The organism is Eikenella sp. NML070372, assembly GCF_001648415.1.
Lineage (GTDB): Bacteria > Pseudomonadota > Gammaproteobacteria > Burkholderiales > Neisseriaceae > Eikenella > Eikenella exigua.
The window spans coordinates 756,845-774,697 of the sequence record NZ_LXSN01000004.1 but is presented as its reverse complement, the minus strand read 5'-3'; the positions used below and the strand labels follow the sequence as shown (position 1 = coordinate 774,697).

The 17,853-nt window shown below is 54.2% G+C and carries 18 protein-coding genes; 3 read left to right on the top strand and 15 right to left on the bottom strand.

Annotated elements, in window-relative coordinates:
• Nucleotides 1-51: 51 nt before the first annotated feature.
• Entirely contained in the window at nt 52-381 is a 330-nt protein-coding gene (locus A7P97_RS05515) for an FKBP-type peptidyl-prolyl cis-trans isomerase (protein ID WP_067530716.1), read from the bottom strand.
• 80 nt (nt 382-461) lie between these two features.
• On the bottom strand, nt 462-629 hold the full coding sequence (locus A7P97_RS10125) for a hypothetical protein (protein ID WP_156497485.1): 168 nt from the start codon (nt 627-629) through the stop codon (nt 462-464).
• On the opposite strand from A7P97_RS10125, the gene A7P97_RS05510 reads away from it, so the two are divergent.
• The 3 genes from A7P97_RS05510 (at nt 628) to A7P97_RS05500 (ending at nt 2,490) form a co-directional block, all read left to right on the top strand.
• Complete coding sequence (locus A7P97_RS05510; protein WP_067530715.1) at nt 628-1,488, top strand: phosphoribosylaminoimidazolesuccinocarboxamide synthase; 861 nt, start codon at nt 628-630, stop codon at nt 1,486-1,488. The genes A7P97_RS10125 and A7P97_RS05510 overlap by 2 nt on opposite strands.
• A 79-nt stretch (nt 1,489-1,567) precedes the next feature.
• Entirely contained in the window at nt 1,568-1,768 is a 201-nt protein-coding gene (locus A7P97_RS05505) for a cyanate hydratase (RefSeq protein WP_067530714.1), read from the top strand.
• 212 nt (nt 1,769-1,980) lie between these two features.
• Entirely contained in the window at nt 1,981-2,490 is a 510-nt protein-coding gene (locus A7P97_RS05500) for a cytochrome b (protein WP_082887612.1), read from the top strand.
• Nucleotides 2,491-2,775: 285 nt separating this feature from the next.
• Here the strand turns inward: A7P97_RS05500 and A7P97_RS05495 are convergent, their stop codons facing one another.
• The 13 genes from A7P97_RS05495 to A7P97_RS05435 form a co-directional block, all read right to left on the bottom strand.
• Nucleotides 2,776-3,639: an RnfABCDGE type electron transport complex subunit B gene (locus A7P97_RS05495; protein WP_067530713.1), complete on the bottom strand. Its 864-nt coding sequence runs from the start codon at nt 3,637-3,639 to the stop codon at nt 2,776-2,778.
• 317 nt (nt 3,640-3,956) lie between these two features.
• Nucleotides 3,957-5,090, bottom strand: coding sequence for a class Ia ribonucleoside-diphosphate reductase subunit beta (gene nrdB / locus A7P97_RS05490; RefSeq protein WP_035580333.1), 1,134 nt, complete (start codon nt 5,088-5,090; stop codon nt 3,957-3,959).
• Between the two features lie 93 nt (nt 5,091-5,183).
• A complete protein-coding gene (locus A7P97_RS05485; RefSeq protein ID WP_125080205.1) occupies nt 5,184-6,395 on the bottom strand; it encodes a nuclease-related domain-containing protein in 1,212 nt (403 codons plus the stop codon).
• 114 nt (nt 6,396-6,509) lie between these two features.
• Nucleotides 6,510-8,789 (bottom strand): class 1a ribonucleoside-diphosphate reductase subunit alpha, encoded by a 2,280-nt coding sequence (nrdA, locus tag A7P97_RS05480; protein WP_067530711.1) that lies wholly within the window; start codon nt 8,787-8,789, stop codon nt 6,510-6,512.
• Between the two features lie 438 nt (nt 8,790-9,227).
• A complete protein-coding gene (gene gdhA, locus A7P97_RS05475) occupies nt 9,228-10,565 on the bottom strand; it encodes an NADP-specific glutamate dehydrogenase (RefSeq protein WP_067530710.1) in 1,338 nt (445 codons plus the stop codon).
• Between the two features lie 420 nt (nt 10,566-10,985).
• Complete coding sequence (locus A7P97_RS05470; RefSeq protein WP_067530709.1) at nt 10,986-11,744, bottom strand: TatD family hydrolase; 759 nt, start codon at nt 11,742-11,744, stop codon at nt 10,986-10,988.
• A gap of 304 nt (nt 11,745-12,048) precedes the next feature.
• Nucleotides 12,049-12,645 carry a hypothetical protein gene (locus tag A7P97_RS05465; RefSeq protein WP_067530708.1) on the bottom strand — a complete coding sequence of 199 codons (597 nt, stop codon included), beginning with the start codon at nt 12,643-12,645 and terminating at the stop codon, nt 12,049-12,051.
• 90 nt (nt 12,646-12,735) lie between these two features.
• A complete protein-coding gene (gene nrdR, locus A7P97_RS05460) occupies nt 12,736-13,197 on the bottom strand; it encodes a transcriptional regulator NrdR (RefSeq protein ID WP_064090028.1) in 462 nt (153 codons plus the stop codon).
• A 321-nt stretch (nt 13,198-13,518) separates the two neighbouring features.
• The gene (gene aspS, locus A7P97_RS05455; protein ID WP_067596327.1) at nt 13,519-15,327 is read right to left on the bottom strand and encodes an aspartate--tRNA ligase; all 1,809 of its coding nucleotides are present in this window, start codon (nt 15,325-15,327) and stop codon (nt 13,519-13,521) included.
• A 103-nt stretch (nt 15,328-15,430) separates the two neighbouring features.
• A complete protein-coding gene (locus A7P97_RS05450; protein WP_067596326.1) occupies nt 15,431-16,123 on the bottom strand; it encodes a DUF502 domain-containing protein in 693 nt (230 codons plus the stop codon).
• A 324-nt stretch (nt 16,124-16,447) separates the two neighbouring features.
• Nucleotides 16,448-16,573 carry a type B 50S ribosomal protein L36 gene (gene ykgO / locus A7P97_RS05445; protein ID WP_003822751.1) on the bottom strand — a complete coding sequence of 42 codons (126 nt, stop codon included), beginning with the start codon at nt 16,571-16,573 and terminating at the stop codon, nt 16,448-16,450.
• Nucleotide 16,574: 1 nt separating this feature from the next.
• The gene (locus A7P97_RS05440; RefSeq protein ID WP_023886569.1) at nt 16,575-16,847 is read right to left on the bottom strand and encodes a type B 50S ribosomal protein L31; all 273 of its coding nucleotides are present in this window, start codon (nt 16,845-16,847) and stop codon (nt 16,575-16,577) included.
• Nucleotides 16,848-17,034: 187 nt separating this feature from the next.
• A complete protein-coding gene (locus tag A7P97_RS05435) occupies nt 17,035-17,841 on the bottom strand; it encodes a septal ring lytic transglycosylase RlpA family protein (RefSeq protein WP_125080208.1) in 807 nt (268 codons plus the stop codon).
• Nucleotides 17,842-17,853: the final 12 nt, after the last annotated feature.

Genomic DNA, 17,853 nt, shown 5'->3' with positions numbered 1-17,853 from the left:
CTTATTTCTGGTTTTCAGGTAACCTTTTTCTCTTTTGAGTAGGTGAACCGCTTAATCGTGCACCTTCAGCAATACCACTTCAAAAATCAAAGTGGCGTTCGGCGGAATCACACCGCCGGCGCCGCGTGCGCCGTAGCCCATTTCCGGCGGAATGGTGAGCTTGCGTTTGCCGCCTTCGCGCATGCCGCCGAAGCCTTCGTCCCAGCCGCGGATGACCTGGCCCACGCCTAGGATGATGGTGAGCGGTTGTCCGCGGTCGAGGCTGGAGTCGAATTTGCTGCCGTCGGTGAGGTAGCCGCTGTAGTGCACGGAAATCCGCTTACCTTTTTCGGCGGTTTTGCCGCTGCCGGTTTCGATGTCTTCAATGATCAGATTGCTCATGATGTTTCCTTAAGTGAGGGATGGAAGGGGAGGCTACCTGAAAAATAAGCGTTTCGGTTTCATTCTAAACCGCGTTGAGCTTAGGCTTTCAGGTAGCCTGCTGATGCGGGCAGCATTCCCAAGTATAAAATGCAGTTCGGCAACTGTTTTGCCGCTTTCGGGCAAGATATTTCCACACTGCCGTTTTTCCCGTGTGGCAATTGGACTAAAATACCAACTTTCCGACCACCCGCCCAATAATCCATCATGACCACCATTCCGCTGAAAAAAATCTATTCCGGCAAAGTGCGCGATTTGTATGAAATCGACAGCCGCAGCATGCTCATCGTTGCCTCCGACCGTCTCTCTGCCTTCGATGTGATCTTGAACGAACCCATTCCCGGCAAAGGCGAAATCCTCACTCAGATTTCCAATTTCTGGTTCGGCAAGCTCTCGCACATCATGCTCAACCACTTCACCGGCCAAACCGTATACGACGTTTTGCCTCACAACGTAGCAGCCGCTCTGGAAAAACGCGCCGTGGTGGCCAAACGGCTCGAGCCCTTAAAAATCGAAGCCATCGTGCGCGGTTATTTGGCCGGCAGCGGCTGGAAAGAATACCGCCAAACCGGCGCCGTGTGCGGCATCAGGCTACCTGAAAACCTGCGCGAAGCCGAGCAGCTGCCCGAAATCATCTTTACTCCGTCCACCAAAGCCGCAGTGGGCAGTCACGATATCAACATCGGTTTTGACGAATGCGCCCGCATCATCGGCCGGGAGCTGGCCGAAGAAGTGCGCCGCAAAGCCATCGCCCTCTATAGCGAAGCCGCCGACTACGCCCGCACACGCGGCATCATCATCTGCGACACCAAATTCGAATTCGGCCTGGACGAAAACGGCACGCTCACCCTGATGGACGAAGTGCTTACTCCCGATTCCAGCCGCTTCTGGCCTGCCGACCAATACCAAGTCGGCAGCAACCCGCCCTCGTTCGACAAACAATTCATCCGCGACTGGCTCGAACAAAGCGACTGGAACAAACAACCTCCCGCCCCCACCGTGCCCGCCGAGGTTATCGAAAAGACCTTAGCCAAATACCGCGAGGCTTTGGAGTTGCTCACGAAGTAATCCGTTTTTCAGGTAGCCTCAAACACAATCAAGGCTACCTGAAAAAACCTATCCTGCTATTCAAACAGTATTTTCTGTCATGCTTACCCGCAAACAAACCGCTCTGCAAGTTGTAGTTGTCGCCAAACTCAAACAGGGCAAAACTGCCCGTCTGAAAGAATGGCAGGCGGTATCTGCCCAGCGGCAGTTTGCCAACGAATACACCGTGGCCGCCCGCCTCGGCGAACCCGCGTTCACCGAAGAGCAGGCCGAGATGGTGGCGGCGTTGTTTGGCAAATAAGCCAGCAATCAAAAGGCTACCTGAAAATTTAGCTTCGCAGAAACTTTGCTGCGTTGCGTTTCAGGTAGCCTTTATTGGTGCATAAAACAGAATTCAGCATGCGTTAAATAGCCGTGTATTGTCTACGGCTTGCTGCTTGGTATCAAAAGTTCATTTAATCCGTTATAATTCGCTACTTTTCGGTTTTTAAAAATTTAAAAAAGGAAATAAGAATGAAAGACACACCACAATACTACGGCACCCTCAGCCGTTTTTTCCATTGGCTGATGACGGCCATGTTTGCCTTTATGCTGTGCACGGCGGTCATGTGGAATATTAACGAAAAATACTACAGCCTGATAAGCTACCACAAATCGGTGGGCTTCCTTCTGCTGGTTTTGGTGGCCTTGCGCCTGGTTTGGGCGCTGGCAAATTGGCGCAACCGCCCGCACGGCAGCTTGGCTATGAAGCTGGGGCATGCCGCGCTGTATGTGTTGATGGCGGCTGTGCCGATTGTGGCGATGATTCGCCAATACGGCTCTGCGCGCGGCGATTTGGAAGTGTTCGGCATCACGGTGATGCATAAAATCGAGCAGCCTATCGAGTGGATGACTCAATTGGGCAACGCGGTACACGGTAAACTGGCGTACCTGCTGTTTTTGCTGGCCTTCGGGCACATTGCCATGGTGGTACTGCATCAGCTGCGTGGCGAGAAGATCATCAATCGGATGTCCGGCAAATAATATGGTTGAATTGGCCGGCTTAAGCCGGCACCGAAGAAGCAAAATAGGCTACTTGAAAATTGCTGTGTAGGATTTTCAGGTAGCCTTTTTGTTTGGGATAAGGCGGCGGATTGGGTTTCCGCGGGCGGCTCATGCCCGCCCGGTATCAAGTATTCAGCTGTTGAGGCAGTTTAGGCATTCGTTTTCTTTCTGCCTCAGGGTGGTGTGCAGTTTTTTGCTGTGCTGCTGGTTCAAACCGTTTTCGGCGAGTTTTTGTTTACTGGCCACGACGGATCAGTTTTTGGATTAGGCTTCTTCTTCGGCTTTGCGTTGGCGGAGGTAGTCTTTGGCGGCAGCTTGCTCGGCTTCGTTGCCGTAGCGGATGTTTTTCAGGGCGCGGCGGTGGGCGGCTTGTTGCTGGGCGGCGGCGATTTGTTGTTGGCGGAAGCTGTCGTGATTGCTGGGCACGGTGCGCTGGTTTTGCCGGGCTTGGGCGCCGGCCATGGCGCGGGCGATGAGGTCGGCCGGGTTGAAGGCGGGCGCGGCGGGATTGTTTGGTTTGGCAGGGGTTGCTGCCAGCTGGGCAGATGGGGGCATTTGGGCGGCTGCTTGCACGGCGGCGGCTCGTTGGGCAAGGTGGGCTCGGCGTTCGGCGGCGGCACGCTGTTGGCGCTGCTCGCGGTGTTGGAAGCGTTGTTTGGCGTGTGCGGCAGCGGCGCATCGGGCTTGTTCCGGTTGGGCTTGGGCGCCGGCGCGGGGCAATACGGCATCGGGCACAGGCTGCATTTCGATGCAGTCCACGGGACAGGGCGGCAGGCAAAGGCCGCAGCCGGTGCATTCGTCGGCCAGTACGGTGTGCATGAGTTTGGATGCGCCGAGGATGGCATCGACGGGGCAGGCTTTGATGCAGGCAGTGCAGCCGATGCAGGCGGCTTCATCGATATAGGCCAGGGCTTTGATGGCGGCTTTTTCGGGCTGGGCCAGGGGCAGCGGCGAGGTGTGCAGCAGCTCGGCAAGCTCGTGCAGCACGATGTCGCCGCCGGGCGGGCAGAGGTTGATGGGGGCTTGGCCTTGGGCGATGGCTTGGGCATAGGGAGCGCAGCCGTCGTAGCCACATTGGCGGCATTGGGTTTGCGGCAGGAGGGCTTCGATTTGGCTGGCGGTGGGCATGGTGGTGTGGTAGTTGGGTTTGGTTATGGATTAATTGCAGTTTAATTTCTGAATACGGTGTCGGCTTGCTTTGCGGTGCGTGGATGGGCCACGAGGCTGCTTGGTATCGAATGTTATAGTGGATTAAATTTAAATCAGGACAAGGCGGCGAGCCGCAGACAGTACAAATAGTACGGCAAGGCGAGCCAACGCTGTACTGGTTTAAATTTAATTCACTATAATCCGTTTTATTTTAACACGCGGTTTCAAGCTCAAAGGCTACCTGAAAATCAGTTTGGCGATTTTCAGGTAGCCTTTTGGCTGGGTTTCGGGCGGGCTTACAGTTCGAAGTCGCCCAAGTCGTCGGCGCTGACTTCGGCGTCGATTTGGCCGATGAGGTAGGAGGAGATTTCCACTTCTTGCGGGGCTACCTGAACGTTGTCGGAGGAGAGCCAGGCGTTGATCCAGGGAATGGGGTTTTGCGTGGCGGCTGGGAAGGCGGCGTTCAGGCCGACGGCCATCATGCGGTGGTTGGTGATGTATTCCACATATTGGCACAGGATGTCTTTGTTCAGGCCGATCATGCTGCCGTCTTTGAAGAGGTATTCCGCCCACTCTTTTTCCTGTTCGGCGGCTTTTTTGAAGAGTTCGAAGCAGTCGTTTTCCAGCTCGGCGGCGATTTCGGCCATTTCGGGGTCGTCGGTGCCGCTGCGCATGAGGTTGAGCATGTGCTGGGTGCTGGTGAGATGCAGGGCTTCGTCGCGGGCGATGAGTTTGATGATTTTGGCATTGCCTTCCATCAGCTCGCGCTCGGCAAAGGCGAAGGAGCATGCGAAGGAAACGTAGAAGCGGATGGCTTCGAGCACGTTGACGCACATCAGGCAGAGGTAGAGTTTTTTCTTCAAATCGCGCAGGCTCACCACAATGGTTTTGCCGTTGACGCGGTGCTCGCCTTCGCCCAACAGGTTGTAATATTGGGTGTATTCGATGAGGTCGTCGTAGTAGCAGGCGATGTCTTCGGCGCGGGCGATGATGTATTCGTTTTGCACGATGTCGTCGAACACGACGGAGGGATCGTTGACGATGTTGCGGATGATGTGGGTGTAGCTGCGCGAGTGGATGGTTTCGCTGAAGCTCCAGGTTTCAATCCAGGTTTCGAGCTCGGGAATAGACACCAAGGGCAGTAGGGCAACGTTGGGGCTGCGGCCTTGGATGGAATCGAGCAGGGTTTGGTATTTGAGGTTGCTGATGAAGATGTGTTTTTCGTGGTCGGGCAGGTTGGCGTAGTCGATGCGGTCGCGCGACACGTCGATCTCTTCCGGCCGCCAGAAGAAGGAAAGCTGCTTTTCAATCAGTTTTTCAAATACTTCGTATTTCTGCTGGTCGTAGCGGGCGACGTTGACAGGCTGGCCGAAAAACATCGGCTCTTTGAGGACGTCGTTTTTTTCCTTGCTGAAGGTGCTGTAGGACATGACGAGGTGTTCGCAGGACATGGCGGGATCTCTTTTGCAATGTGATTGGTGAAGGATATAGGGCTTCAGGCTACCTGAAAATAATATGGCGGGTTAGGTACGGTTTTTGGCACGTTGGTGTTCCATGCAATACAGTTTACCGTGAAAACGTTTGGAATATTTTTGGCAATATTGGACAACTGCCGGGGTAAGCTTCTTATCGCAGCCCGGGTGGTTGCAATGGATTTGTTCTGTTTCTGTTTGCTCGGCTTGGGTGTTGCTTATTTTGTCGGTTGTGTTGCTCTGCTGATGTTCGCGGCAATACAGTTTGCCGCCGAAACGGCTGCTGTGCTTTTGGCAATATTGAATGACTGCCTGGCTGAGTTTTTCATGACAGCCTGAATGTTCGCAGTATTCATCATGTACGGGTTCGGTTTCGGATTTGTGGCTGGCAGGGGGTGCTTTTTGTTGTAAGGCTGCCTGCTGGTGCTCGCGACAGTATATTTTGCCGTTGAAGCGTTCATGGTTATGCAGACATAGCAATGCTTCATTTTCGCTGATGGCCTGCCCGCAGGTGTGGCAGTTTGTCAATAAGGGCTTGATAGAGTTGGGCAGATACTCCAATAATCCTTCCGGCTTGTGTTCTGCCGCAATGCGCCGCCCCCATTCGTGAATGGTTTCGTTGTTGATTAACAGAGCATCAAACATATGGTTGAGAACGAAGCCGACGCCTACTCTATTTTCGCCGAATTGTTCGTGCCATTGTCGGATAGCATCGGCTTTGATGACACAGGAAGTATCAAAATCTTTGCTATCTGGCCTGCGGATAATGGACTGCGGCGACACAAGAACGGCATGGTGTACTTCCAACGGCCGACCAGTTTTCATTTTCACACCGATACGATCGAATAGTTTCAATAGGATTCGTTCGTGCCGTTTGCTTTGTTCGATAGGGGATGGAATCCCCTTTTTCTTACCGCTGGGGTATTGAACCGTGAATTCGCCGAATTTGTTGATAGTGAGGTTGCCATTGAAGTTTTTGGTTTCCAACAAAATGGCAAAAACGCGGTTGATCAATAGATGATCGATTTGCGCAACTTCTCCGTCTATTTCTATCCGCAAGTCATGGATGACTATATAGTATTCGCTGTCTTTTAGGTAGTTGTCGATGTAAAAGGCAGCATCTTTCTCGCCGTTGATACCGGTGCGCAGTTTCCATAATTTATCGGTTAACTGTTCGCGCTGCTGCTTGTTGAGCCGCAGTTTATCTATGGCCTCGAGCAGCTTCAGCTTGCTGCTTTTATCGTCGGCAGATTTAATCAACATAATGTGATAGGTGTGGAAAAGGTTTTTCAAGAAGCCTTTGTGGTTGAGACCAGAAGAGGGAAGTAGGCTACCTGAAAAATAATTTCCTATTTCAGGTAGTCTCTCTATCACGAACTAAATCTTACAAGCCCCGCCTGCGCAGCCGTCGTCCTGAATATCGCTCTGCGTATCGTCCGCACCGTCACGGGTGTGGTGGTAGTAGAGGGTTTTCAGGCCGAATTTGTAGGCGGTAAGCAGGTCTTTGAGCATCTGCTTCATGGGTACGCGGCCGCCGTCGAAGCGTTTGGGGTCGTAGCTGGTGTTGGCGGAAATGGCCTGATCGACAAATTTCTGCATGATGCCGACCAATTTCAGGTAGCCATCGTTGCCGCCCATCTGCCACAGGGTTTCGTATTGGTTTTTCAGGCGCTCGAATTCGGGAACAACTTGTTTGAGGATGCCGTCTTTGGAAGCTTTTACCGTTACCAGGCCACGCGGGGGCTCGATGCCGTTGGTGGCGTTGGCGATTTGCGAGCTGGTTTCGCTGGGCATGAGCGCGGTGAGGGTGGAGTTGCGCAGGCCGTGCTGGACGATTTCGGCGCGCAGCTTTTCCCAATCGTAGTGCAGGGGTTCGCTGCAGATGCTGTCGAGGTCTTTTTTGTAGGTGTCGATGGGCAGCACGCCTTTGGCGTACATGGTTTGGCCGAACAAGGGGCAGGCGCCGTACTCTTTGGCCAGCTGCACGGAAGCTTTGAGCAGGTAGTATTGCATGGCTTCGAAGGTGCGGTGGGTGAGGGCGAGGGCGGAATCGTTGCTGTAGCGCACGCCGTGTTTGGCCAGATAATAGGCGTAGTTGATCACGCCGATGCCCAGGGTGCGGCGGTTCATGGTGGCCTTGCGGGCTGCGGGGATGGGGTAGTCTTGGTAGTCGAGCAGGGCATCGAGCGCGCGCACGGCGAGGTCGGAAAGGTTTTCCAGCTCGTCCAGGTTTTCCAATGCGCCGAGGTTGAAGGCGGACAGGGTGCAGAGGGCGATTTCGCCGTTTTCGTCGTTAATGTCGTTTAACGGCTTGGTGGGCAGGGCGATTTCCAGGCATAGGTTGGACTGGCGCACGGGAGCCACGGCGGGATCAAACGGGCTGTGGGTATTGCTGTGGTCTACGTTGTGGATGTAGATGCGGCCGGTACCGGCGCGTTCCTGCATCAGGGTGGAGAACAGCTCGGTGGCGGGCACCACGCGTTTGCGGATGGCCGGGTCTTGCTCGTATTGCACATACAGACGCTCGAATTCGTCTTGGTCGGCGAAGAAGGCGTCGTACAGGCCGGGTACTTCGTTGGGCGAGAACAGGGTGATGTTGCCGCCTTTGATCAGGCGGGTGTAGAGCAGGCGGTTGATTTGGACGCCGTAGTCGAGCTGGCGCACACGGTTATCTTCCACGCCGCGGTTGTTTTTCAATACCAACAGGCTTTCCACTTCGATGTGCCACAGCGGGTAGAACAGGGTGGCCGCACCGCCGCGCACGCCGCCTTGGGAGCAGGATTTAACGGCGGCTTGGAACATTTTGAAAAACGGAATGCAGCCGGTGTGCTGGGCTTCGCCTCCGCGGATTTCGCTGCCCAAGCCGCGAATGCGGCCGGCGTTGATACCGATACCGGCGCGTTGGGAAACGTATTTCACAATCGCGCTGGTGGTGGCGTTGATAGAGTCCAGGCTGTCGTCGCATTCGATCAGCACGCAGCTGGAGAATTGGCGCGTGGGGGTACGCACACCGCTCATGATGGGGGTGGGCAGCGAGATTTTGAACAGGGAAACCGCGTCATAGAAGCGTTTGACGTAATCCAAGCGGGTGGCTTTGGGATATTTGGCAAACAGGCACATGGCCACCAAGATGTATAGGAACTGAGGGGTTTCGTAGATTTGGCGGGTAACGCGGTTTTGCACCAGGTATTTGCCTTCCAGCTGCTTAACGGCGGCATAGGAGAAGGTCATATCGCGGGCGTGGTCGATGTAGCCGTCGATTTCGTCAAACTCTTCGCGGTTGTAGTCTTCGAGGATATGGCGGTCGTATTTGCCTTCGGCGGTCAGCTTGCTGACGTGGTCGAATAGGTGCGGCGGCTCGTATTGGCCGTAGGCGATTTTGCGCAGATGGAAAATAGCGAGACGGGCTGCCAGGTATTGATAGTCGGGCGTGTCTTCAGAAATCAGGTCGGCAGCAGCTTTGATGATGGTTTCGTGGATGTCGTCGGTACGGATGCCGTTGTAAAACTGGATATGGGATTTAAGCTCGACTTGCGACACAGATACGTTGTCGAGGCCTTGCGCCGCCCAAGTAACGACGCGGTGGATTTTATCGAGGTCGATCGGCTCCAAACGGCCGTCGCGCTTGGTGACTTTGAGATTAACGGTATCGTTCATTTTCCCATCCTGATTTTGAGTAGGCAACACAAGATAATGTGTTTGGCGAGTTAAACTCGCACAATATAATGTATTTCGATGGCAAAAAAAAGGTGGCAAAATGTAAGGCTTTGTGGCCGGGCGGTGTATGGACTGGTGTATGGATTTCTAAACCAATCACTTATACCAAGCAAAAATAATTTCTATTGAAGTCAGTAGAATGATTGCTTGAGTGGAAGATGCAACGGAGTGGGAAGGCTACCAGAAAATTGAATAGCTAGGCTGTGTTGTATCCACCATGCATTGATGAGGCTACCTGAAAAATTTTGCTTCTTGATAAGCACGGTATAAATTTCAGGTAGTCTCTTTTGGGGTATCTTTAATACAGTCAATAAAACAACGTTGTTTCCAACAATAAGAAACAGTGTTGTTTGCTGGCGGCACTTACTACAGATTAGTTTACACCACGCCTTGAGCCAGCATGGCATCGGCCACTTTCTTGAAGCCGGCGATGTTGGCGCCGTTCACGTAGTTAGTGTAGCCGTTTTCTGTTCCGTTAGACACACAGTTTTCGTGGATGTTGCTCATGATCTCAAACAGGCGTTTATCCACTTCCTCGCTGCTCCAAGAGAGGCGGATGGCGTTCTGGCTCATTTCCAGGCCGGAAGTGGCCACACCGCCGGCGTTGCTGGCTTTGCCCGGAGAGTAGAGGATTTTCGCGTCTACAAAGGCTTTAACCGCATTTAGGGTGGAGGGCATATTGGCACCTTCTGCTACGCAGATGCAGCCGTTTTTCAGCAGGGCTTGGGCTTCTTCGCCGTTGAGCTCGTTCTGGGTGGCGCAGGGTAGGGCCACGTCGCAGGGCACGTGCCACGGGCGTTTGCTTTCGTGGTATTCCAAACCTTGCTCTTTGGCGTACACGGAAAGGCGTTCGCGGCGTACGTTTTTCAGTTCGGCCAATGCTTGCCATTGGGCTTCGGTCATGCCGCCGTCGGCAAATTTGACGAAGCCGCCGGAATCGGACACGGTGAGCACTTTTGCGCCCAGCTGCAGGGCTTTTTGGGCAGCGAATTGAGCCACATTGCCAGATCCGGAGATTACCACGCGTTTGCCCTTGATGCTGTCTTTGCGGGTGTTGAGCATGCTTTCGGTGAAATATACCGTGCCGTAGCCGGTGGCTTCGGGGCGGATCAGGCTGCCGCCGTAGCTTAAGCCTTTGCCGGTGAGTACGGAGGTGAATTCGTTGCGCACGCGTTTGTATTGGCCGTAGAGGTAGCCGATTTCGCGTGCGCCCACGCCGATGTCGCCGGCGGGTATATCTAGATCGGCGCCGATGTGGCGGGCAAGCTCAGTCATGAAGGCTTGGCAAAAGCGCATCACTTCACCCTCACTCTTGCCCTTGGGGTCGAAATCAGAGCCGCCTTTACCGCCGCCCATGGGCAGGGTGGTTAGGCCGTTTTTAAACACTTGTTCGAAGGCCAGGAATTTGAGTACACCAAGGTTTACGGTGGGGTGGAAGCGCAGGCCACCTTTATAGGGGCCAATGGCGGAGTTCATTTGCACGCGGTAGCCGCGGTTTACCTGCACTTGGCCTTTATCGTCTACCCAGGAAACGCGGAACATAATCACGCGCTCTGGCTCCACGATACGGGCGAGCAGGTTGTATTTGGTGTATTGAGGGTTTTTAGAGAGGAAAGGAGCAAGGCTGCCGAAAACTTCTTCTACGGCTTGGTGGAAGGTGGCCTGTTCGGGATCACGCTGTTTGATTTGTTGAAACAGGGTATTCAAATCACTCATAAAGTACTCCTAATTGTTTGATTAAAAACGAGATATAGATTTGGTTTGGCAAAATAGCCTTTTAGTGGTTGCCGCAATACAATACAGATAGTAGAAAATAATTCTGAAAAACCACCATCGCGTATGGAATTCTACTCTATTTGCCCTGTTTTCGATAGGATGATTTAAATGATTGAATTGTCTTGATTTTTTGAAAAATTTGAAAAGCGCTGTGGCCTGGCTGATGGTGGTAAAAAATGAAAATGTACCTGATTGATTTGATTTTGAATGTATCTAAATCAACAGATTGAATGTGTGAAACAGGAGGTCTTATCCACCGAAACTGGCAGAAAGTAATAAATGGACAAGCTTTATGGTTTCTGGCCAATTATTCAAATCAATTTTCTAAGTTTGGATGCTTGAGATTTCGGTCATCTGAACTTAAGAGAAAGACAGCAGGCGGTTCACATTTTGCTCGGTGGCTGCAGCTACCTCTTGGGTGCTGATGCCGCGCAAGGCCGCCACGGTTTCTGCCACCTGCCGCACATTGGCGGGCGTGTTTTCTCCCGCACCGGCTATCGGCATAAACGGGCTGTCGGTTTCCAGCACCAAGTGTTCCAGCGGCAGCTCTGCGGCGGCGGTACGCACTTTGCGGGCATTCGGGTTGAGCACCAGCGTGCCGATGCCGATAAGCAGGCCGCAGCGGATAAAGGCGCGGGCTTCTTCGAGGCTACCTGAAAACGCATGGGCAATGCCGCCGCTGCGGAAACCGCTGTGCTTGAGTGCGGCAACCACATCGGCTGCGGCGCGCACATGGTGCAGCAGCACAGGGCGGCCAAATTGCTGCGCTAAGTCGAGCTGGGCGAGCAGGGCGGCGGTTTGTGCGGCGCGGGTCTGCTTGCGATCGCCATAGTAATCCAGCCCGATTTCGCCCACCAGCAGCCCCGGCTGCGCTTGCAAGCGATCGGCGATGCGGCTAATTAAACTGGGTTGGAAGCTTTCGGCAAACCACGGGTGCAGGCCAAGCGCGCCATAATATTTGGGTGGGGCATGCAGCCGGCAGACGACATCGAAATCCGCTTCGGTAACCGACGGCACAATAAAACGCTGCACTCCTGCGGCATGGGCTGCAGTAGTGATTTCAGGTAGCCGGCAGGCAAGTGCGGAGTCAGCGAGGTGGCAGTGGGTGTCGGTAAGCATGGTGGAGGCATGAGGAGCTGATGGGGCAGTATAGCGCAGTTTGTGGGATGCAGAGGCTACCTGAAAATCGGTTGAGGCTTTCAGGTAGCCTTAAGCACATAGGCTGAGCAGGTATTATCAACTATGCCATGCTGAAAATGGCAGGCTGGGTGTTGGCTGCGTAGCAAGCTGCATGAGCTCGTTTTAAATTCGTCGGAGATGAATTTTCAGGTAGCCATCGTGTTTGAAAGGGCTACCTGAAAACTTGCCGTGCCGGGTAAGCAAAATTCGCCAAACTTGAGCAGCTTGACGAATTTGGTATGGCTTATTGTTTTACCGTGAGGTTTTTCAGCAAAGCATCCAGCTCGGGAAGGGAGGCGGTGCTGCTGGCGGCGCAGACGGTGTAGAGGTTTTTGGCATACACGGCCACGCAGCTTTCGTTGAGCACGTTATCGTCTTGGCCGTGGCTGAAGCGGTAGCCCATGCGCTGGTCGGCAGGCGTATCCACGGCGGTGTCTTTCAGGCTTTGGTCGGCTTTCAGGCTTTCGCTCAGTTTGGCGAAGTAGGCTTCGGCTGGCTGCTTGGGCGCGCCGAAGTTGCTGACGGTGATGGTGATGTCTTGGTTGGCGTCGTATTGCAGCAGGCTGGGTTTGTTGCTGTCGGCGCCATCGACATATTGGGCGGCTTCGGCCAATTTGTCTTCAAAACGGCCGTTTACGGTGAGGCTGATGACGCCGTCTTCGGTAGCCAGAGTTTGGCTGGGGTTTTGTGCGGCGGCAGATGCTGCGGCGGTTGCGGAGGCAGCGGCTACTTCGCTGGCGCTGGGGGTAACCACGGAGGTTTCGGCCTGCTGGTTGCAGCCGGCTAACAAGAGGCTACCTGAAAAGGCAAGCAGGAGGAGGGATGTGCGGGAGCGGTTCATGGGTTTTCCTTGGAGTCAGTAAACGTAAACGGAGCGCAGTATAGCAAAACGGGCTGCATGGCGCAGCGGGTTTGCAGGATTTTGCTCGGCTTAGGAAGGGTCGGTGCGTTCCAGCCCGGCTACGGTGCGGGTAAATTCGGCCACGTCTTTAAAGCTTTTATACACGGAGGCGAAGCGCACATAGGCCACTTGGTCGAGCTTGGCAAGCCGCTCCATCACCAATTCGCCGATCAGGCGGGAGGGTACTTCTTTGCTGCCGGTTTTATACAGGCACTCTTCGATTTCGTGCACGGTGTGTTCGATGGCTTCGGCGGAAATAGGGCGTTTGTGCAGGGCGCGTTGCAGGCTGGTTTGCAGTTTGAGCGGATCGAACATAACGCGCTCGCCATTGTTCTTGATAATCTGCGGCATCCGCAGCTCTACGGTTTCGTAGGTGCTGAAGCGGCGGTCACAGGCGGCGCAGCGGCGGCGGCGGCGGATGCTGTTTTGTTCTTCCATCAGCCGGGAGTCGATGACTTGGGTGTTGTTATGGTGGCAGAAGGGGCATTTCATAGTTTGGGGGTTAATATTTTATATAACAGTAGTTTGCTGTGGTTATTGTACTCTAAGCGAGCACCATAGCCAAAGTATTAATTTTTCCTGTGGTGCTGGTTTGCTTGGTATAGTGAATTAACAAAAACCTGTACAGCGTTGTCTCGCCTTGCCGTACTATCTGTACTGTCTGCGGCTCGCCGCCTTGTCCTGATTTTTGTTAATTCACTATATATAGCCATCATTGCTGTAGCTATCCCGAAAGTGCAGCGGCAAGCACTATGGTTCAGGATAAAACACAGCCTGAAAACTGCGGTGTTTTCAGGCTGTGCGTTTGGCAGTTTACGCTTCTTTCTGCTCGGTCTGCTTCTGGCGCAAGCGCAGGTGCAGCTCGCGCAGTTGGAGTTCGTCCACATGGTTGGGTGCGTCCACCAGCAGGTCTTGTGCGCGTTGCGTTTTTGGGAAGGCAATCACATCGCGGATGGATTCGGCTTGAGCCATCAAGGCCACCAAACGGTCGAGGCCGAATGCCAAACCGCCATGTGGTGGCGCGCCAAATTTCAGGTTATCCAGCAGAAAGCCGAATTTGTTTTGCTGCTCTTCAGGCGTGATTTTCAGCGCGGCAAACACTTTTTCCTGAATGTCGGCGCGGTGGATACGGATGGAGCCGCCGCCGATTTCCCAGCCGTTGAGCACCATGTCGTAGGCGCGGGCCAAGCAGTTTTCAGGGTCGGATTCCATCAGGTCTTCGTGACCGGGTTTGGGCGAAGTGAATGGGTGGTGCATAGCGGCCCAGCGGTCGTTTTCCTCGTCGTATTCGAACATGGGGAAATCCACCACCCACAGCGGTTTCCACTCATCCACGAAGTAACCGTTTTCCGCGCCGTGCTCTTTGCCAATTTTAATTCGCAATGCACCGATGGCTTCGTTCACCACTTTGGCTTTGTCTGCGCCGAAGAAGATGATATCGCCGTTTTGCGCGTCGGTGCGCTTGATGATTTCCTGCAGGCTGCTTTCAGACAGGAATTTAACGATGGGCGACTGCAAACCGCTGTTTTCTCCATTGCTCAAATTGGTTACATCGTTCACTTTGATGTATGCCAAGCCTTTCGCACCGTAGATGCCGACAAATTGAGTGTATTCGTCGATTTCCTTGCGGCTGAGTTTCGCACCATTCGGCACGCGCAGGGCCACCACGCGGCCGCCCTTCATGTCGGCGGCGGCACGGAACACTTTGAACTCTTCCGTTTTCATCAAATCGATCAGCTCGGTGAATTGCAGGTTGATGCGCATATCGGGCTTGTCGGAGCCGTAGTAGAGCATGGCTTCGGAATAGGGCATACGCGGGAAGTCGCCCAGTTCCACGCCCAGTGTGTCTTTGAACACTTGTTTGGCCATGCCTTCGGTGATGTCCATGATTTCATCCTCGTTCAGGAACGAGGTTTCCAAGTCGATTTGGGTGAATTCGGGCTGGCGGTCGGCACGCAAATCTTCGTCGCGGAAGCATTTGGTGATTTGGTAGTAGCGGTCGAAACCGGCCACCATCAGCAATTGTTTGAACAACTGCGGTGATTGTGGCAGCGCGAAAAATTCACCCGGATGCACACGGCTGGGTACGAGGTAGTCGCGCGCGCCTTCGGGGGTGGAGCGGGTCAGCATCGGCGTTTCGATGTCGATGAAGCCCTGCGCATCCAAATAGCGGCGCACGCCCATGGCTACCTGATAACGCAGGCGCAGGTTGCGCTGCATCACGGGGCGACGCAGGTCGATGACGCGGTTTTGCAGGCGCACGGTTTCGCTGATGTTTTCGTCGTCAATCATGAACGGCGGCGTGGCGGCGGGGTTCAGGATTTCGATTTCTTTGGCCAAAATCTCGATTTTGCCGGACACCATTTTGTCGTTGGTGGTGCCTTCGGGGCGGTTGCGCACGCGGCCGGTGATGCTCAAAACATATTCGTTGCGGGCGGAATCGGCCAGTTTGAACGCTTCGGGCGTATCGGGGTCGATGACGACTTGGACGATGCCTTCACGGTCGCGCAGGTCGATAAAAATCACGCCGCCGTGGTCGCGCCGGCGGTGCACCCAGCCTTTGACGGTTACGGTTTGGTCTAAGTATTGCTCGCTGATTAGGCCGCAGTAGTTGGTACGCATTTCGGTGTTTCCTGAAAAGTGTTTTGTTAAACGATAAAGGGTAATTGTAAAGGTTTGCGGGGTTTTCAGGTAGCCTTTGGAATTGGAGGGGCTACCTGAAAAATCATTCGGTAGGCTCGAGCAGCTTGATTGGAGCAGCTAATTTGCCGTTTTTATGTTCATCCGGTGCCACCATGCCCAGCGAAATCACATATTTCAACGCTTCGTCCACGCTCATGGCCAAGGGGCGGATGTCTTGTTTGCGCACGAAGATATAGTAGCCGCCGGTGGGGTTGGGCGTGGTGGGCACGTATACGGAGAGGTATTCTTCGTTTTCAGGTAGCCCTTGCTGCAATGCTTCGGAAAGGCTGCCGGATACGAAGGCAATCGTCCAAATATCGGGCTGCGGAAACGGCACGAGCACGGGGGTTTTGAACGAGCGGCTGTTGTCGGAGAGCAGGCTCTCGGACACTTTTTTCACGCTGGAATAGATGGATTTCACCACAGGGATCCGCCCCAGGAGTGAATCCCAGCCTTCGATCACTTTGCGCCCGAGCACATTGGCGCCGAGCACGCCGGTTACGAACAGCACAACGATGGCCAGGATGAAGCCGAGGCCGGGGATGTTGAAGCCGAGGTAGCTCTCCGGCTGCCATTGGGTGGGCAGCAGGTTGAAGAGGTGGTCGGTGGTGGAAACGATGTAGGTTACCACCCACAGGGTGATGGTGATGGGTAGCCAGACTAGGAGGCCGGTAATCAGGTAGCGCTTGATGGCTTTGCCGATGCCGCTGCTTTCTGACGGTGTTTGCTCGCTCATGCCTATCCCGTAGGAATGACTTAGTAAAAGTGGCGCATTATACGCGTTTGCGGTGGAATAAACGAGGGCTTTGCGGGAAGGGGTTGAATTTATTGACAGGGTATTGGCTGGTTTGATGCCACGGCATGATTGGGTTTCACAGTGGGAACAGAAAGGCTACCTGAAAGCCATTTCCGCGAAGCCAACGCCTGGTTTGCAAGAAACCTTAGATTCGGCAACGGTCTATGCGTGTTGAATCGGAATCGGAAAATGGGCGTTGTCGAAAGAGGTGCTGGCTTCGCGGAAATGGCTTTCAGGTAGCCTATTGTTTAGTTGAAATCCAGCTTAACGCTGCCGAGCCTTGAAGCGGGGATTGCTTTTGCAAATCACGTACACTTTACCCCGACGGCGCACCACTTGGCAGTCGCGGTGGCGGGTTTTGGCGGTTTTGAGAGAGGAGAGGACTTGCATTTCAGTTATCCTTTTTTAGGGCAGACATCATGCTGCCGTAGCGTTGGTTGAATGCACTGGCGCGACCTTGTTTGCTGTGCTCGCGTTGCTGCCCGGTGTAAACGGGGTGGGAGGCAGCAGAGGTATCGAGCATAAATACGGGGTATTCTTTGCCGTCTTTCCATTGCATGGTGTTGTTGGTGGGGGCGCAGGAGCGGATGAGCCAGCCTTCGTTGGCACTACTGTCAAAGAACAGGACGGTGCGGTAGTTTTCGGGGTGGATATTGGGTTTCATAAACAGCCTTTCAAATGTTATACCGTAACATTTAACCATAAGCCGAATGGTTTGGCAAGGCAAGAATTGTTCTTGATTAGGTTATTTTGAATGGGGGTAGATAAGAAATAGGCTACCTGAAAAGTTAGCTTCGCAGAAACTCCGCTGCGCTGCGTTTTCAGGTAGCCTGTTTGCCGATAGTTGGCGATTACAGTTCGGTAGTAACCGCAGCCTTGGTTTGTTCGGCCTTGTCTTGGTGGGTGAACGGGCCCATACGGACGAGGAAGCCGCCGTTGCGCTGCGGCACCATGAATACCTGTTGGCTGGTGTTGTTGGCGTGGCGCAGGCGGGTGGTGGTTTGCACTACGTAGTCGTAGGCGGCTTTGCGCTGGTCGAAGCGGCGCAAGTCCACATAAATATTGCCGGCTGGTTTGGCGGCGGGCTGTTGGTTTCCGGCCTCGGCGCGTGCCTGGCCGGGCAGGATTTGTTCGATGCGCACGTTGGCGGTGCCGGCATTGATGAAGCCGAGCTGGCGGGCGGCAGATTGGGATACGTCGATTACGCGGCTGCTGTGGAAGGGGCCGCGGTCGTTAATGCGCACCACTACGCTTTTGCCGTTGGAAAGGTTGGTTACGCGGGCATAGCTGGGGATGGGCAGGGTTTTGTGGGCGGCGGTCATGAGGTTCATGTCGTAACGCTCGCCGGAAGCGGTGAGTCGGCCGTGGAATTGGCGGCCATACCAAGATGCGCGGCCTGTTTGAGTGAATTGGCGCACATTGGTCATCGGGGTGTAGCGCACACCACGTACTTGGTAGCTGCGGTTGGCGGATTGGTGTAGCCGTTCGGGTTTGGCGACGGCGTTTAAATGAATGCTGCCGCGGCTGTGGTATTGCTGCCGGGCGGCGGGCTTGGCCGTTGCGGCTTTGGGCTCGGCAGCGGCGGTGTTAATCAGGGCGGTACACAGACCGATAGCGGCAGTGATGCCGATAAAGAAGGCGTTTTTCAATTTAGCCAAAACAGACTCCGT